The following is a 16,280-nucleotide window of genomic DNA, read 5'->3' as shown; positions in this document are numbered from 1 at the left end:
GGGTCGACGCAGGTCCGCTTAGTCTCCGGGCGTGTGTATGACACCGTGTGTACGTGCGATCCAGGCGCTCACTGGACCCGTTTACCGCGGTCCAGAGCATTCAATTATATTCGTGGCTACTGTGCCACGTGGTGGATGGCTCGGCTCGAGTGCCGACGAAGGACGTGCCAAGCTGCGAAAAGCTGCAGGGAGCCGCACGGAGGCTTAGAACTGCAGATCTCCTAATGGGAATCCCTTCACAATTGCTTCGCGCAATGGGGAACGTCCAAAACTGAAACATCTCAGTAAGGACAGGAAAAGAAACCGAACGGGATGTCGTTAGTAACGGCGAGTGAAGACGACACAGTCCAAACCGAAGCCTTCGGGCAATGTGGTGTTCGGACTTACCATACGCGATCAACGACTCACGAGAACTCTCCTGGAACGGAGGGCGATACAGGGTGACAGCCCCGTATCGTGAGTGGGCGATTGCAGGTTTGTTCCAGAGTATCGGGGGTTGGAAATCCCTCGAGAATACGGCAGGCATCGACTGCCAAGACTAAATACTACTCGAGACCGATAGCGGACAAGTAGCGTGAGCGAACGCTGAAAAGTACCCTGAGAAAGGGGTTGAAATAAGGCCTGAAATCATGTGGCGATGGAGCGACGGGGCATAAAAGGCCGTGGACAGAACGATCTGGGGGCGACCCCATCGTAGGATGTCTACGGAGCCGGTGTTCCGTCGTACGTTTTGAAAAACGAGCCAGGGAGTGTGCCTGTTTGACGAGTCTAACCCGAGTATCGGGGAAGGCGTAGGGAAACCAATATGGCCGCAGCATTGCCAGGGCCACCGTGTTCAAGCGCGGGGAGTCAAGCGGGCACGACCCGAATCCGGGTGATCTACACATGGGCAAGGTGAAGCATGGCGAAAGCCATGTGGAAGCCTGCTAGGGGTGGTGTCCTACAATACCCTCCCGTGACCTATGTGTAGGGGTGAAAGGCCCATCGAACCCGGTAACAGCTGGTTCCAACCGAAACATGTCGAAGCATGACCTCTGCTGAGGTGGTTCGTGAGGTAGAGCGACTGATTGGGGCGATCGACGCCGAGAGGCGTCGACACCCCTGTCAAACTCCGAACTTACGAACGCCATAGACGCAGGGAGTCCGGTGTGCGGGGTAAGCTTGTGCACCGTGAGGGAGACAACCCAGAGCTGGGTTAAGGTCCCCAAATGTGGATTAAGTGCGATCGAAGATTGTCCCGAGCCCTAGACAGCCGGGAGGTGAGCTTAGAAGCAGCTACCCTCTAAGAAAAGCGTAACAGCTTACCGGCCGAGGTTCGGGGCGTCGAAAATGATCGGGGCTCAAATCCACTACCGAGACCTAGCGGCACGCCTTACAGCGTGTTCCCGTAGGTTGGCGCTCCGATTGGGTGGAAGCATGGGTGAGAACTCGTGTGGACCGATTGGTGACGAAAATCCTGGCCATAGTAGCAGCGATAGTCGGGTGAGAATCTCGACGGCCTAACGGACAAGGGTTCCTCAGCAATGTTTGTCAGCTGAGGGTTAGCCGGTCCTAAGTGATGTCGCAATTCGAGCATCACAAAAGGGAGACTGGTTAATATTCCAGTGCTTCCGTACAATGAACGCTGACGCCTCGGGGTCGCCGGAGCCGGGCTTTCGCCCGGTCGAATCGTCAAAGTCCGTGGAAGCCGTAATGGCACGAAGCGGATGAACGGCGAGATAGTGAAAATCCGGTCAACCTGGGGCCCGTGAAAAAGCAAGTACGGAATCCGTACCAAGAACCGACACAGGTGTCCATGGCGGAGAAAGCCAAGGCCTGTCGGGAGCAACCGACGTTAGGGAATTCGGCAAATTAGTCCCGTAAGTTCGCGATAAGGGATGCCTGCCTCGGAAAGAGGCAGGTCGCAGAGTCTAGGACGCTCCGACTGTCTAGTAACAACATAGGTGACTGCAAATCCGAAAGGACTCGTACAGTCACTGAATCCTGCCCAGTGCGGGTATCTGAACACCTAGTACAATAGGACGAAGGACCCGTCAACGGCGGGGGTAACTATGACCCTCTTAAGGTAGCGTAGTACCTTGCCGCTTCAGTAGCGGCTTGCATGAATGGATCAACGAGAGCGTCACTGTCCCAACGTTGGGCCCGGTGAACTGTACGTTCCAGTGCGGAGTCTGGAGACCCCCAAGGGGAAGCGAAGACCCTATAGAGCTTTACTGCAGGCTGTCGCTGAGACATGGTCGCTAATGTGCAGCATAGGTAGGAGGCGTTACACAGGTACCCGCGCTAGCGGGCCACCGAGCCATCAGTGAAATACTACCCGTTAGTGACTGTGACTCTCACTCCGGGAGGAGGACACCGATAGCCGGGCAGTTTGACTGGGGCGGTACGCGCTCGAAAAGATATCGAGCGCGCCCTAAGTCCATCTCATCCGGGTCAGGAATCCGGAGAAGAGCGCAAGAGCAAAAGATGGGCTGACAGTGTCGTGCCTAACGAGCGACGCTGACGCGAAAGCGCGGTCTAGCGATCTTATGTGCCCGCCCGATGCGGGCCATAAGTGACAGAAAAGCTACCTTAGGGATAACAGAGTCGTCACCGGCAAGAGCACATATCGACCCGGTGGCTTGCTACCTCGATGTCGGTTCCCTCCATCCTGCCCGTGCAGCAGCGGGCAAGGGTGAGGTTGTTCGCCTATTAAAGGAGGTCGTGAGCTGGGTTTAGACCGTCGTGAGACAGGTCGGCTGCTATCTATTGGGGGTGTTTTGGTACCTGACGTGAACGTTCGTATAGTACGAGAGGAACTACGAATGGTTGCCACTGGTGTACCGGTTGTCCGAGAGGGCACGTGCCGGGCAGCTACGCAACAAGGGGTAAGAGCTGAACGCATCTAAGCTCGAAACCCACATGGAAAAGAGGTACCGTTGAGGTCACTCGTAGAAGACGAGTTCGATAGACTCGGGGTGTACGCACCAAGGTAACGAGGTGTTCAGCCCGCGAGCACTAACCGACCGAAGCCACACAATCATCTGCACTGGTCCCGTAAACGGGTCCAGGCGTTAACTGGATCGCACGTACCATGACCGACGGTGGTCCTTACCCCACACGCGGTTCGATTCCGCGAGTCGGCGTTAAGGCGGCCACAGCGGCAGGGTTCCTCCCGTACCCATCCCGAACACGGAAGATAAGCCTGCCTGCGTTCCAGCGAGTACTGGAGTACGAGAGTCTCTGGGAAAACTGACCCGCAAGGGTGGCCAAGCACGGGCCGAGGACCGTGATCCGTAGTACACGCAGGGTTCGTCCCGGTGGAATCGGAGATCGGTCTGTCGACGCCCGCAGCTGGTGGTTCGCCGCCATCCATTCATACCCTATTCATCTAACCGAGAGCGGCCGCACTGCGCAGTGCGGCCGCTTTTCGTCGTTCTGCCGCGGAGCGGTTGCAGTAGACCGCTACCCTTATTCACGCGCTCCCAGTAGAGCCATCTACGCGCCAAGGTGACAGAGTCTGGCCATACGTACTCGCCTGCAGAGCGAGATCACGCCGGTTCGAATCCGGCCCTTGGCTCTCGCGAACGGTTTCGCACGGTCACAGTTCACCTCGTAGTCGCTGCACTTCCTGTCGGCCACGAGTTCTCGAATCCCGTCGTCTGACTGCTCGTCGAACAGCTGCTACCGGTGTCGGACGCACGCGGCCACCCGTCGAGGAGAACGCAACCGATATACGCCGCGCTTTCGTCGCCACAGATATGCAACGACGAGCGGCCGCGGTCCTCTTCGTCTTCTTCCTGGTCATGGGGGCGAGTGCGTACTCCGTCATCTCGCTTGCCGAGGCCCCGACGATCCAACTGGAGGGGGCCCAGACGTACCAGAACGGGACGAACTTCAGCGACTCCAACGGTCAAGAGTATCGCGTCCTCGCACAGATGGAAGAGAGCTCCGGCGGTGGCGGCGGCCACGGTGGTGGCGGTGGCGGCGGTGCGACCCCGGCCGGCACGCTCCAGTGGTACGTTCCGGAGACGACACAGAACCAGAGCTTCGACAACGGCACCACTGCGGAAGTGTTCAACGGCTCGTGGCTCGTGACGACGGGGGTCGCGCCGAACCTCGACCGCGCGTACGTCTCGTCGGACGGCAACGTGACGGCGCTGTCCGCGGCTGGCGAGCAGAGTTCCGGCGGTAACGCCTCGGGGAACGCGTCCGGTAACGCCTCGGGCGACGTCGCCAGCAACTCGACGAACGCGTCCGGTGGTAGCGGTCAGGTGACGCCCGGTGAAGGGAACGCGACGAGCGCTGCCTCCAACGGAACGACCTCCGCGGCCAGTGGCGGGAACGCGACCACCACCGCTGAGTCGGGGTCCGCCTCGAACGCCTCCGGGAGTAGCGGTGGCAGCGAGAGTGGCGCGGCGCAGGCCAACGGCAGTCTCTACACGCAGGCGCAGGACACGCTCGTCTTCACCAACACGACGGACGTCACTGCCGTCCTCGAGAGCGACCCGGCCGTCTACAACTCGACGATCACGTCGGAGGGACAGACGTTCGTGCGGTACCGGTCGAACGGAACGTTCGTCCCTATCGCCGACTACCTGCCGAAACCGGAGCAGACGCGCGTCCAGCAGGGCGACTCGTTCGAGCTTCAGATCGAACTCGAGACGTTCAGTGACGCGAAGATGATGAACGTCAGCGCCACCGTGGTCAACGTTACGAACACCACCGCAGTCGTCGAGTACACCGCACCGCAGTACAACACGGTCGAACTCGAACAGGGTGGCAACGTCACGCTCGCGAACGGCGAACAGCGCGTCGTCAACTTCGTCACGAGCCACCAGGGTAACAACACGACTCTGGAGGGCGTCCAGCTCGGGAGCAACTACTCCGACTACGTCGTCCAGGAGGAGACACAGACCTCCTTCGGAGAGCGGATGACCGGACTCTGGAACATCATCATCATCTGCTCGGTCGCCGGGATGCTGGTCATCGGACTCGCGTTCCTCCCCGTTCGAGGCTGAGCTCGGTCGACCAGCGCCTCGTGCTCGCTCGCCTCCCAACGTCTCGCCCCTGTCAACCGTAACGGTTTAGCGACGAGCGAGGGTAGTCGAAGTGAGGGCTGATAGCTCAGTTAGGGAGAGCGTCTGGCTTTTAACCAGACGGCCGGGGGTTCAAATCCCTCTCAGCCCGTTTCTGCTCCGAGTGCTTGCACGAGGAGTGAAACGGCCGTGGATTTCGAATCAGGGAGCACGCGCGCAGCGAAGCGAGCACGTGCGACCGTGGTTCAAATCCCTCTCTCCGTGTTCCCTTCCCCACGTAGAGCGAGACGACCCTCCTCCGTTTCGTGTGGAACTGTGCCAAACGCTCTTGCCGCTGCCGACGCATCCTCGGGCGATGACCGACCCGTCTCCACCGTTCGCCGAGCGATACGCCGAGGACCTCCGGTCGTTCGTCGAGCGCCTCGTCTCGTTCGAGTCGACGCCCGGCGCGGAGGCCGGTGTGCAGTCGTTCGTCCGTGGACATCTGGACGCGCTCGGGTTCGAGACCTACGAGTGGGAGGCCGACCCGGTGCGGCTGGCGGGACAGCCGTCGTTCCCGGACGACCCCGCCGAGATTCAGACCGCGGACCGGCCGAGCGTCGCAGGCGTGCTGGAACTCGGGGCCGGCGAGGGGCCGACGCTCCTGTTGAACGGCCACGCCGACGTCGTCCCCGCCAGCGACGCCCCGCGAGCGACTGGCGAATCCACACACGTCGGCTCCGACGACGAAGCCCCTGCGGACGACGGTGCCTGGCACAGCGACCCGTTCGCGCCCACGTGGAGCGAGGACGGTGACTGGCTGACGGCGCGCGGCGCAGCGGACATGAAGTCGGGTCTCGGGGCCTGCGTCTACGCGGCGCGGTACCTCGCCGACCGCGTCGAGGAGGGGGAGGCCTCCCTCGACGGCCGCATCGTCGTCGAGAGCGTCGCGGGCGAGGAGGAGGGCGGCATCGGCGCGGCGGCGAGCGCCCTCGACGCCCCGTACCCCGGCGACCGTAACGCGGCTATCGTCGCGGAACCGACCGAACTGTGTCCCGTCGTCGCCAGCGAGGGGAGCCTGATGGTTCGCGTCGAGGTGCGCGGCCGGTCGGCCCACGCCGCGACCGCGTGGCGCGGGGCCAGCGCCCTCGACCGGTTCGAGGTCGTCCACGACGCGTTGCGTGCGCTCGAACGCGAGCGCGGCGAGTCGGTGGTCCATCCGCTCTACGACCGCTTCCCGACCCCGTGGCCCATCGTCGTCGGGACCGTCGAGGCTGGCGAGTGGGCGTCGACGGTCCCCGCCCGTCTCACCGCGGAGGTCCGCGTCGGCGTCGCACCGGGCGAGACCGTGGCGGAGGTCGAGACGGCCGTCCGCGACCGACTGACCGAGACGGCGCGGGAGTCCGGGTGGCCGGACGCGCTGTCGGTGGAGCGCCTCGGCATCCAGTTCGAGGCCAGCGAGATAGCGACGGACGAACCGGTCGTCGGGGCCGTCCAGGCGGCGATGGGTGAGAACGGGCCGACCGACACCGCACCGCTCGGCGTCACCTACGGCGCGGACGCGCGTCACTACATCGAGGCGGGGATTCCGACCGTCCTGTTCGGCCCCGGCAGCATCGACCAGGCGCACTTTCCCAACGAGAGCGTCGAGTGGGCCGACGTGGTGACAGCGGGGGCGACGCTGGCGACCGCTGCAGAGCGGTATCTCTCCGGGGACGAGTGAGAATAACGTACTGGCCACCAGTCGCTCGGAGATTCTTCCTCGCTTCGCTCGGTCCGAATCTCCCTACTCCTCGCGGGTCGCTTGCGCTCCCCGCTCCTATCCCGCGGTTCTCACTCCCTCGCTTCGCTCGGTCGCTCCGGAAGACTCGTGATACTCGTCATCCGTGCTCCCGCTCGCTAGCGCTCGCGGGAACTCCGAACCGCGCTACTCCTCACGGTTCGCGATGCTCACCGTTCGGCTGCTCGGAGATTCTCACTCGCTCCGAATCTCCCGACTCCTCACGGCTCACTCCGTTCGCCGTTCGGATTTTCCGAGGCGCTCGCGATGCTCGCGCCTCGCTACTCCTCTAGCGGGTCGAGCGCATCCAGCGCCTCGGCGATGACGTCCTCCGGGTCCACACCGAGTCGGGCGGCCCGCCACCGCAGGTCCCGGTAGCTCTCGGCGTCGAGCGACAGCGCGATGTCTCCCACGGCGACGCCCTGTTCGGCGAGGGCGTCCTCGACGCTACGGCCGTCGTTGATGTCGCTGGCGGCGGTCCGTACGTCGCGGACGGTCAGGTCGTGGTCGAGGACGGCCCACGCGAGGTGGTACCGGGCTTCGCCGCGGGCACGGGCGATGTGCTTGGCAGCCGTCGGCGCGATGCGACCGGTCGCGACGCACTCGCGGACCGCCCGCGGCAGGTCGTGGACGCGCGCCCACTTGCGGATGAACGCGACGGTCACGTCCTCGCCCGCGCGTTCGGCGGCGGCCTTGTACGACCCCTCGCCGCGGACGAGGGCGGCACAGGCGGCCGCCCCCCGGAGCATGTAGACGTTGTCCGCGGCCCCGGCGCTCTCGGTGGCGAACGAGTGGACGACCTGGGCGGCCCGTTCGAGGGAGGCGGGGTCGTCGGGGTCGAACTGGACGGCGCGCTCGGCGCGGTCACCCATCAGCGCCGGGTCCCCCCGGACGACCGGTCGGCCGACCGGCGACTCGCGGTCCGGCGACGGCACGTCGTCCTCGCTCATTGGTCACTGTCAGGGCGGGGGACTCTAAAAGGGTCGCGCGGTCTTGCGACGGGGGGCCGACAGGTCACGGACCCGTCGGCACGGTCGGTCACTGCTCGGGGTCGGGGGTGACGGAGAGCGCTTCCGTTACGAGTCCGCCTGTTTCTCCCGCTCTTCGGAGAGGTGGTCCATCATCTCGGCGCAGCCACACCCGTCGACGAGTCCGTCCAGGTGGCTGGTGTCGACCTCCTCGTCCTCAGCTTCCGTGTCGGTTCGCTCGGCGTCGCTCGCTCCGGTCCGTGGCGACGACTCCCTGTCGTCGCTCCGTTGCTCGCTCACTCTGCGTCCTCCTCGTACAGCTCCGGTGCGACGTCCACGGGTGCGGTCGACGCACCCGACGACTCTGTCTCATTCATCACCCGTTCTTGGTACTCCCCTCGTTTAAGCCCGCTCTCGCCTGTAACGTTGTCCAGTGCTGCGGCGTTGAAGCAAGTATGACCGCTACCTGTGTGGCCCGTCCGTGCGGTCCACGTCGGGGTGTCGTGCCCTGGGGACCGGTGGCTGGTCTACAGGCGGTCGGGGCGGTCTGGGAGCTCGGACCGTCTCCGATGGCTACCGGCAACGCTCTCCGGGTCGCGGGAGTCCCCGCCAGCCTTGACGGGAGCCACGGGTGTATACCGCCGACTCTCCGACAGTGGGCTATGCCGTCGAAGGTCGAAGGATGGAAGGACGAGGTGTACGGGGTGGAGGTCCGCGACCACCTCCGCCGGTTCGCCGAGGAGGGTGGCTTCGAGGCCATCCCCGAGGACGAACACGACGCGTGGTTCGAGCGGTTCAAGTGGTGGGGGCTGTACCACCAGCGCTCGGGACAGGAGGGTAACTTCATGATGCGCGTCGGGGTGCCGATGGGCCGCCTCACCCCGGAACAGCTGCGCGTCGTCGGCGAGATCGCCCAGAAGTACTCGACCGGTCCGAGTGACAACCCCATCTTCGGCAACGGCTGGGCCGACTTCACCACCCGGCAGTCCATCCAGCTGCACTGGATCCAGATCGAGGACGTCCCGGACATCTTCGACCGTCTCGACGAGGTCGGCCTCTCGACCATCCAGGCCTGCGGCGACTCGTGGCGCAACATCGTCGGCTCGCCCGTCGCTGGCCGCGACGCCGACGAGCACGTCGACGTCTGGCCGCTCGTCCAGGAACTCAACGAGGAGTTCAAGGGCAACCCCGACCACGCCAACCTCCCCCGGAAGTGGAAGGTGTCGGTCACCGGCGACACCCGCGGCGCGGGCCAGGGCGACATCAACGACCTCGCCTTCGAACCGGCGGTCAAGGAGCGAGACGGGGAACAGGTCGACGGGTTCAACGTCCGGGTCGGCGGCGGCCTCGCTCGGAAAGAGCCGAGGTTCGCCCGCGACCTCGACGTGTTCTGCACCCCCGACGAGATGACGGAGGTCGCGGCGGGCGTCTCGGCGCTGTTCCGCGACCATGGCGACCGCGACAACCGCTTCAACGCTCGCGTCAAGTTCCTCGTCGACGAGTGGGGCGCCGAGAAGTTCCGCCGCGTCCTGCAGGACGACTACGTCGACTACGAACTCCCGAGCGCCGGCGAGGACCTGCGTCATCAGTACGACTACAACGCGGGCCGCACCGACGCGACCGGCGACTACGTCGGCGTCCACGAGCAGAACGACTCCGACGAGCGATTCGTCGGGCTCTCGGTCCTCACCGGCCGGATGGCCGCGGACGAGGTCGTCGCACTCGCGGAGCGCGCCGAGGAGTACGGCAGCGAACTCGTCGGTCTCACACAGCGCCAGAACGTCATCGTCGCGGACATCGACGAGAGCGAGGTCGACGAGTTCCTCGACGACCCGCTGTTCGAGGACTACTCGCCGGACCCCCATCCGTTCATGCGCGGCTCCATCGCCTGCACGGGGACGGAGTTCTGCGGCCTCGCCATCACCGAGACGAAGAACCGGATGGTGCGCTACGCTCGCTGGCTGAAGGACAACGTCGAACTCCCCGAGGGCCTCGACGAGTTCCACGTCCACCTCTCCGGATGTACGGCGTCGTGCGCCCAGCCACAGATAGCCGACGTCTCGCTGCGCGGCATGAAGGCCCGCAAGGGCGGCGAACCGGTCGAGGCGTTCGACATCGGCCTCGGCGGCGGCCTCGGCGAGGACCCGCAGTTCGCCGACTGGGTCGAGATGCGAGTGCCCGCCGACGAGGTGCCGGGCTACATCGAGAACCTGCTGGCGACCTACGAGGAGGAACGCACCGACGGGCAGTCGTTCCGCGAGTTCATCGCGAGCGTCTCCGAGGACACGGGCGAGGAAGGACTCAAGGGCCTCGCCGACCCCATGGAGACCAGCTACGACGACCCCATGATGCACAACACGAAGCAGGCGTGGTACCCCTACGACGAGGAGACGATACCCGGCGACGCCGCCGCACCGAGTGACGACTAGATGTCCGAGCGCATCCTGAGCGTCACCGCGTACACGACGCTGGACCTCGTCGACGCCGAGGCGGAGGCCCACGAGTTCGAGGAGGAGACGTACGCCGTCCTCGACGTCAGTTCGCCGCGCAACGACCCCGACCACGTCACGCTGGCGCTGGAACTCGACGGCACGACGCTGGAGCATCTGCACCCCCACGCGGACCGCGTGACGCTCACGCCCGACGAGGCCCGGCAGATAGCCGCCGACCTCGAAGAACACGCCGACCGCGTCGAGGCGGCACGGGACGACTGACGACCGCTCGTCGCCCGCTCTTCCCTCTCCCTCGTTACGGCGCTCCGTTCGGCGTCCACCGAGACTCCCCGCGAATCGTGACGCCTCGTCACTTCCCGTTCCTCCTCGCTACTCTTCCGTCCCCGACCGCCACGCGTCGCCGTCGGCTCGCTCCCGTCGCTCCCGCTGGTGTCGTCGCTCGGTGACGTGTGGACCGCCGTCGGCGAGGTCCTCGCGGACCGACGCCTCGAACGCCGTCACGTCGGCCAGGAAGCCGTGGCGGAACACGTCGACGAGTTCGTACGTCCACTGGTCCTCGACGGCCCCCGCCGGGAGGTGGACGTCGCGCAGTTCGTCCGCGAACGCGGTGTGCCCCGCCTCGCGCAACTGTCGCTCGGCGGCGGCGAAGTAGTTCATCCCGCTGCCGACGTGGTGGTGCCAGTCGAGCAGCGCACCGTACCCGCGATACAGTTTCTCGATGCCGAGTTGCAGGTCGTGCAGCGCCTCTCGCTCCGCGTCGCTCAGGTCTGGGTCGGTGTACTCGACCATGGTACCACGACGCAGGCCGACGGGATACGTGCGTCCCCGTGACGGGTCCGGGTCGCAGGCGAGGTCACCACGTCGGAATCGGCGTGGCGGCCGGTCACTCGTCGGAGGCGGGGTGGCGGACGGTCAGCACCGGGACGGGCGAGAGGCGAACCACGCGCTCGGCGACGCTGCCGACGAGCGCGTGTTCGAGGCCCGTCCGTCCGTGGGTCCCAAGCACGACGAGGTCGACGTCGTGCTCGTCGACGTAGTCGAGTATCTGGCGGTGCGGGGTGCCGTTCGCCATCGCTTCGACGACCTCGACGCCCTGCTGGGCAGCGTTCTCCGCGACCTGGGCGGTCGCCTCCTCGCCCAACGCTTCGAGCTGGTCGTACAGCAGCTCCAGATTCGGTTCGAGCGAGGGGCGGAGGTGGAGGACGTACAGCGCGTGGAGCGCCGCGTCGTGGACCGCCGCGAGGTCGATGGCGTGGTCGACGGCGACCCGTGCCGTCTCGCTGCCGTCCGTCGCGACGAGGATTCGGTCGTACATCGTCGCTCGTGAGTACCCGTCGGGGGGCCAAGACGTGAGCGACGGTTCCCACCCGCTGGGAACGAAAGAGCCACGCCGCTCCGGCCGTTTCGTTGGGTACTCACGGGCGTGTGGCTCCGGTCCGTCACCGCTTGCGACCGCCCGTTCCACGGCGCGTCGCATCTCGCCGACCGGCCCGCCTCACCGGCCGACGCATCTCGCCAACCGACCCGACTCACCACCCATGACCAGACAGCCTCCATGACCAGACAGCTCAAAGACCCCGTTCACGGCTACATAGACCTCGACGAACGCGTCGTCGACCGCGTCGTCGACACCGCACCGTTCCAGCGACTCCGCCGCGTCCGCCAGCTCTCGGCGACCCACCTCGTCTACCCCGGCGCGACCCACACCCGGTTCGAACACTCGCTGGGCGTCTACCACCTCGGCCAGCGCGTCTTCGAGAACCTGCGGACCCAGCCGTACTTCACCGACGGCATCGGCGACGACGAACTCGACACCGTCGAGTGGACGCTCGCGTTCGCCTGCCTGCTCCACGACGTCGGCCACCCGCCGCTCTCTCACCTCGGCGAACGCCACCTCGACACCGCCGCGCTCCGCGACCGGCTCGTCGAGGAGGGACTCGCCGCCGCGTTCGAACAGGTCGGCGTGACGAGCGTCGAGACCGGGTTCAGCGCCGAGAACGAGTCGAACGCCGACCGCCTCCCGATTCCGATACGTCGCGCCAACCCCCACGAACTGCTGAGCTGTGTCACCGTCCTCGCCGAGTACGCCGACGCCATCGAGGCGTTCGGCGTCGACCCGCACGAGGTGTGTGCGTACGTCCTCGGGTGGAGCCTGCGCTACGAGGCGGGCGACCACTGGCAACACGGCGTCGCCGCCGAACTCCTCCACTCGCCCATCGACGTCGACCGCCTCGACTACATCATCCGCGACGACCACATGACGGGCGCGGACGTGCTCAGCGTCGACACCGAACGGATGGTCGCCGCCTACACCGCCCACCCGGACGCGGGCCTCGCGCTCTCGGAGAAGGCGCTCAGCACCATCGGCAACTACCTCGAAGGCCGCATCTCGCTGTACATGTGGGTCACCCAGCACCACAAGTCGGTGTACGCGAACGTACTGGTCCGTCGCCTGCTGGACGAACTCGTCGCCCACGCCGACACGCCGCCCATCACCGCCGAGGCCGTCCTCGACGACCACCTGGACGACCACGCCGTACTCGACCGGTTCCGCCGGGCGGCCGACGACCCACCGAGCGAGGCCTTCGCCGACCTCTACGAACGGTTCCGTACCCGACGGTTCGCCGAGTCGTGCTGGAAACACCGACTGGGCTACGCCGACGTCGTCGCCGCCGAGAGCGAAGCCGGGGTCGACGACTACACGCGCTGGCTGCTGGCGAACGACGACGACCTCGAACGCCACCTCGCCGCGGAGCTCGACGTCCCGCTCTACGAGGTGTGGATCGAACGCTCGTACGTCCCGGAGTACGAACCCGCCGAACTGAAGGACATCCCGCTGGCGCACAACGGCCGGACCCAGTCGGTCGGCGAGTACGGCCTCTACGGGGACCGCGCGTTCGACCGCTCCATCCCGTTCGTCTACGTCCCGGAGGGGCACGTCGACCGCACGGTCGACCTGCTCAACGAACGCTACCGCGCCCAGCGGTGAGTCGGCGCTGACCGGGACGTTCACGAGAGCCGAGCTACCGGTCTCGAGTCTGCGCGGTCGCTCGCCGACACCGCGTGTCGACTGCGCCCGACTCTCGCCCCATGCATCGAATCCGGGCATCGGAGGGGTTTTGTAGCGATGGCTGGTAGGGAGGAGCAGACGGCACGGTCTGGTCGGCAACCTTTCGACTCACGTGGTCTGCACGTGTAGTTCACGCTGCCAGACCTACCCCGTCTGTCTCTACTACCGACGAGCGACTGCGATGCGGTCTCGGAAGTCACCGAACCGAGAGCGACGGCGTCGAACACCGCGAGCGAGGGGTCGACGCGTTCAGGTCGCCGCGTCGATGGCCTTCTCGAGGTCGTCGATGATCGCGCCGGGGTCCTCGATGCCGACCGAGAGGCGCACGAGGTCGTCGGTCACGCCCGAGGCCTCCTTCTCCTCGTCGGTGAGCTGCTGGTGGGTGGTGCTTGCTGGGTGGATGATGAGCGTCTTGGAGTCGCCGACGTTGGCGAGCATGCTCGCGAGGTCGGTCGACTCGACCGTCTGCCGGGCGGCGTCGTACCCGCCCGCCAGACCGAACGTGATCATCCCACCGTAGCCGCCGTCCAGATACGTACTCGCGTTGTCGTGGGTCGGGTGGGAGTCGAGGCCGGGGTAGTTCACCCACGAGACGGCGTCGTGTGCCTCGAGGAACTCGGCGACGACCATCGCGTTCTCGCAGTGACGCTCCATCCGGAGCGGGAGCGTCTCCAGCCCCTGAATGGTCTGCCAGGCGTCGAAGGGTGACTGCTGGTTGCCCAGGTCGCGCAGGCCGCGAGCGATGCCCGCGTAGGTGAACGCCGCCTCGCCGAACGTCTCCGCGAAGTTGACGCCGTGGTACGCGGGGTTGTCCTGGGCGATTTCGGGGTACTTCTCGGCGTGGTCGGCCCACGGGAACGAGCCGCCGTCGACGACGATTCCGCCGATGGTCGTCCCCGAGCCGTGGAGCCACTTCGTCGTGGAGTTCCACACCAGGTCGGCACCGTGTTCGAGCGGCCGGCAGAGCGCCGGCGTGGCGAACGTGTTGTCGACGAGCAGCGGCACGTCGTGCTCGTGGGCGACGTCCGCGATTCGCTGGATGTCCGGCGTGTCGAGCGCGGGGTTCCCGATGGTCTCCAGGTGGACGTAGGCGGTGTCCTCGTCGATGGCCTCGGCGTACGCGTCGTAGTCGAGCGTCTCGACGAACCGGGTCGAGATGCCGCGCCGCTCGACGGAGTGGGTGAGGTACGTGTAGGTGCCGCCGTACAGCGAGGATGCGGTCACGATGTTGTCGCCGGCCTCGGCCAGCAGGAAGGTGGTGAGGTCGAGCGCGGCCATCCCGGAGGCCGTCGCGACGGCACCGACGCCGCCTTCGAGGGCGGCGAGGCGCTCCTGGAGCGTCTCGACCGTCGGGTTCATGAGCCGGGAGTAGATGTAGCCCGGCTTCTCGAGGGCGAACTGCGCGGCCGCGTCTTCGGCGTCCTCGAAGACGTACGAGGTGGTCTGGTACAGCGGCGGCGCCCGTGCCCCGGTCGCCGGGTCCGGGGTCTGCCCCGCGTGTAACGAGTCGGTCGCGATACGTCGGTCGTTGGTATCGTCGCTCACACCTGAACCATACCCACGTCGATAATAGGTGTCCGGGGTTCGGCGAGGTTTACTCCCCGTTGCCCCCGGTGATAGACCGAGAGCGTGGGTCTATCGCTACTGACGACTCCAGTATCGATTTCTGCTGCTACTCGTGGGACAGGGTTCGTCTCGTTCAGCCGGTCTACCAGCGGGTAAGCCGGCAGAGTGAGGTCGCCGCGGTCGAGACAGTGCCCGGTGAGGTACTACTGGAACGCTGGAGGATTCAGTCGAGAACGCTGAAGCAGGGACGTGAGTGGGTGGCCCCCGTCACATCCTCGGGCCACCCGGAACGCTCGCTATTGCTTGCTCGAGCAGTTCTCCAGTCGTGTGCGTCGGCGGTCGTTCCCGCCGGGAACCAACTGGGTTCCATCGAAAACATCACGTTCTACCATTATAAAAATTATGGCAACTAGTAGCACACTCCATGGTGAGTTGCAGCCGAAGAAACAGGTGTGAAGATTGCTGGTACTGATAGACAGAGAGCGTGAGTGTATCAGATAGCAGGCAAACCGCTGGGTGTTCTGGCAATATCGGGGTACTGCATTCAGGGAGTGAATCGACCGTTGGTTGCGCATCGTTTGGCGCGGGTCGGAGCGATAGAGTTACAGAGATCATCTATTGATGAGGAGGTAGCAACCCTGTTCCCGGCCGTATTCAGTCGCTCAGAACGGTTCAGGTCGGGTCACGAGACCGGAACGCGAAGACGATGAGCGCAACGCCGATACCCCACGAAACGAGCGTAAGGATGCTGTCGGTCCATCGTTTGGTATCAGCCGCAACACAGAACCCGTCACTGCTGGAGGAACAGGAACTCCCGCCGATTCCGTACTGTATTACCCCGGCTGCGTAGAGCGTGTAGTACTGCCCATCGTGGCGAACGAGTGTTCCGTCTTCTGGCAGTTCGTGGTACGTCAGCACCGACCCAGACGAAATTGCGCTCCGAGCACCCTCTGAAATCCCTCCGCTCGTGGCCACGTCTCGGAGGGGGTCGGATTCAGTCACCCGGTCGAGGCTCATCTGCAACTGCCGCTCGCGGACGACGGTCGTCGGCCTGTAGAGCGTTTCGTTGAGATACACGAACTGATAGTCCGTGTATTCACCGGGGGTCGCACTCACGTTCGAGTCCTCGTAGACGGCGTACTCGAACTGGCAGACCCGCCCGGTCCAGACGGTACAGATGATGTCGTCGTCCACGCTCGGAAGCGAGAGTTCACGGCCCGTCTCTGGGTCGGTTACGTGCAGTCCCTCGGATTCGTTATACGTCACTGTGGCTGCTTCGTACTGATGTACACTCCCGCCTCCGAGATGGAGGCCGGGTGCGTATGGATTGACCAGCAGCAGAACCCCGATGATTAGGAGCAGGTACGATTTTCGACGGGAACTCAACATCGTAGACGCTGAGGCTCAGTCGAAAAATAGTCGTGAGATGTCGTACCGAGGTGCATG

At 65.0% G+C, this 16,280-nt stretch carries 11 protein-coding genes, 2 tRNA genes and 2 rRNA genes; 9 read left to right on the top strand and 6 right to left on the bottom strand.

Annotation, left to right across the window (positions count from 1 at the left end):
* Positions 1–107 precede the first annotated feature (107 nt).
* The 6 genes from MX571_RS03295 to MX571_RS03270 all read left to right on the top strand — a co-directional run bounded on the left by MX571_RS03295 (position 108) and on the right by MX571_RS03270 (position 6,720).
* Positions 108–3,020: ribosomal RNA gene (locus MX571_RS03295) — 23S ribosomal RNA — on the top strand.
* Positions 3,021–3,126: 106 nt separating this feature from the next.
* Positions 3,127–3,245 (top strand): 5S ribosomal RNA (gene rrf, locus MX571_RS03290).
* A 238-nt stretch (positions 3,246–3,483) separates the two neighbouring features.
* Positions 3,484–3,559, top strand: a tRNA-Cys gene (locus tag MX571_RS03285).
* Positions 3,560–3,740: 181 nt separating this feature from the next.
* Positions 3,741–5,000, top strand: a complete 1,260-nt coding sequence (locus MX571_RS03280) for a DUF8231 family protein (RefSeq protein WP_247414166.1) — start codon at positions 3,741–3,743, stop codon at positions 4,998–5,000.
* A gap of 95 nt (positions 5,001–5,095) precedes the next feature.
* Positions 5,096–5,169 (top strand) — tRNA-Lys (locus MX571_RS03275).
* 204 nt (positions 5,170–5,373) lie between these two features.
* Positions 5,374–6,720 carry a M20 family metallopeptidase gene (locus MX571_RS03270; protein ID WP_247414165.1) on the top strand — a complete coding sequence of 449 codons (1,347 nt, stop codon included), beginning with the start codon at positions 5,374–5,376 and terminating at the stop codon, positions 6,718–6,720.
* Between the two features lie 338 nt (positions 6,721–7,058).
* Here MX571_RS03270 and MX571_RS03265 read toward each other — a convergent pair whose 3' ends face one another.
* Together MX571_RS03265 and MX571_RS03260 are read right to left on the bottom strand one after the other, a co-directional pair.
* Complete coding sequence (locus tag MX571_RS03265) at positions 7,059–7,727, bottom strand: DUF7119 family protein (protein WP_247414164.1); 669 nt, start codon at positions 7,725–7,727, stop codon at positions 7,059–7,061.
* A 126-nt stretch (positions 7,728–7,853) separates the two neighbouring features.
* Positions 7,854–8,045, bottom strand: coding sequence for a DUF8595 family protein (locus MX571_RS03260; RefSeq protein ID WP_247414163.1), 192 nt, complete (start codon positions 8,043–8,045; stop codon positions 7,854–7,856).
* A 362-nt stretch (positions 8,046–8,407) separates the two neighbouring features.
* Here MX571_RS03260 and MX571_RS03255 point away from each other — a divergent pair, with 362 nt between their 5' ends.
* Both MX571_RS03255 and MX571_RS03250 read left to right on the top strand, forming a co-directional pair.
* The gene (locus tag MX571_RS03255) at positions 8,408–10,174 is read left to right on the top strand and encodes a nitrite/sulfite reductase (protein ID WP_247414162.1); all 1,767 of its coding nucleotides are present in this window, start codon (positions 8,408–8,410) and stop codon (positions 10,172–10,174) included.
* Complete coding sequence (locus MX571_RS03250) at positions 10,175–10,459, top strand: DUF6360 family protein (protein ID WP_247414161.1); 285 nt, start codon at positions 10,175–10,177, stop codon at positions 10,457–10,459.
* A 108-nt stretch (positions 10,460–10,567) separates the two neighbouring features.
* Here MX571_RS03250 and MX571_RS03245 read toward each other — a convergent pair whose 3' ends face one another.
* Positions 10,568–10,987, bottom strand: a complete 420-nt coding sequence (locus MX571_RS03245) for a hypothetical protein (RefSeq protein WP_247414160.1) — start codon at positions 10,985–10,987, stop codon at positions 10,568–10,570.
* A 94-nt stretch (positions 10,988–11,081) separates the two neighbouring features.
* Entirely contained in the window at positions 11,082–11,513 is a 432-nt protein-coding gene (locus MX571_RS03240) for a universal stress protein (RefSeq protein WP_247414159.1), read from the bottom strand.
* Between the two features lie 240 nt (positions 11,514–11,753).
* Here MX571_RS03240 and MX571_RS03235 point away from each other — a divergent pair, with 240 nt between their 5' ends.
* A complete protein-coding gene (locus MX571_RS03235) occupies positions 11,754–13,187 on the top strand; it encodes an HD domain-containing protein (protein WP_247414158.1) in 1,434 nt (477 codons plus the stop codon).
* A 330-nt stretch (positions 13,188–13,517) separates the two neighbouring features.
* Here MX571_RS03235 and MX571_RS03230 read toward each other — a convergent pair whose 3' ends face one another.
* The gene (locus MX571_RS03230; RefSeq protein WP_247414157.1) at positions 13,518–14,813 is read right to left on the bottom strand and encodes an O-acetylhomoserine aminocarboxypropyltransferase/cysteine synthase family protein; all 1,296 of its coding nucleotides are present in this window, start codon (positions 14,811–14,813) and stop codon (positions 13,518–13,520) included.
* Positions 14,814–15,506: 693 nt separating this feature from the next.
* Positions 15,507–16,223, bottom strand: a complete 717-nt coding sequence (locus tag MX571_RS03225) for a hypothetical protein (protein WP_247414156.1) — start codon at positions 16,221–16,223, stop codon at positions 15,507–15,509.
* Positions 16,224–16,280 lie beyond the last annotated feature (57 nt).

Source organism: Halomarina salina (genome assembly GCF_023074835.1).
GTDB classification, from domain to species: Archaea; Halobacteriota; Halobacteria; order Halobacteriales; family Haloarculaceae; genus Halomarina; species Halomarina salina.
The sequence above is the reverse complement of the archived record's forward strand: the minus strand, read 5'-3'. Positions and strand labels throughout refer to the sequence as shown.

What these genes read in the sequence shown, in the direction of transcription:
- MX571_RS03280 (WP_247414166.1), top strand. Translation starts at nt 3,741, where the DNA reads ATGCAACGACGAGCGGCCGCGGTCCTCTTCGTCTTCTTCCTGGTCATG.
- MX571_RS03270 (WP_247414165.1), top strand. Translation starts at nt 5,374, where the DNA reads ATGACCGACCCGTCTCCACCGTTCGCCGAGCGATACGCCGAGGACCTC.
- MX571_RS03265 (WP_247414164.1), bottom strand. Translation starts at nt 7,727, where the DNA reads ATGAGCGAGGACGACGTGCCGTCGCCGGACCGCGAGTCGCCGGTCGGC.
- MX571_RS03255 (WP_247414162.1), top strand. Translation starts at nt 8,408, where the DNA reads ATGCCGTCGAAGGTCGAAGGATGGAAGGACGAGGTGTACGGGGTGGAG.
- MX571_RS03250 (WP_247414161.1), top strand. Translation starts at nt 10,175, where the DNA reads ATGTCCGAGCGCATCCTGAGCGTCACCGCGTACACGACGCTGGACCTC.
- MX571_RS03245 (WP_247414160.1), bottom strand. Translation starts at nt 10,987, where the DNA reads ATGGTCGAGTACACCGACCCAGACCTGAGCGACGCGGAGCGAGAGGCG.
- MX571_RS03240 (WP_247414159.1), bottom strand. Translation starts at nt 11,513, where the DNA reads ATGTACGACCGAATCCTCGTCGCGACGGACGGCAGCGAGACGGCACGG.
- MX571_RS03235 (WP_247414158.1), top strand. Translation starts at nt 11,754, where the DNA reads ATGACCAGACAGCTCAAAGACCCCGTTCACGGCTACATAGACCTCGAC.
- MX571_RS03225 (WP_247414156.1), bottom strand. Translation starts at nt 16,223, where the DNA reads ATGTTGAGTTCCCGTCGAAAATCGTACCTGCTCCTAATCATCGGGGTT.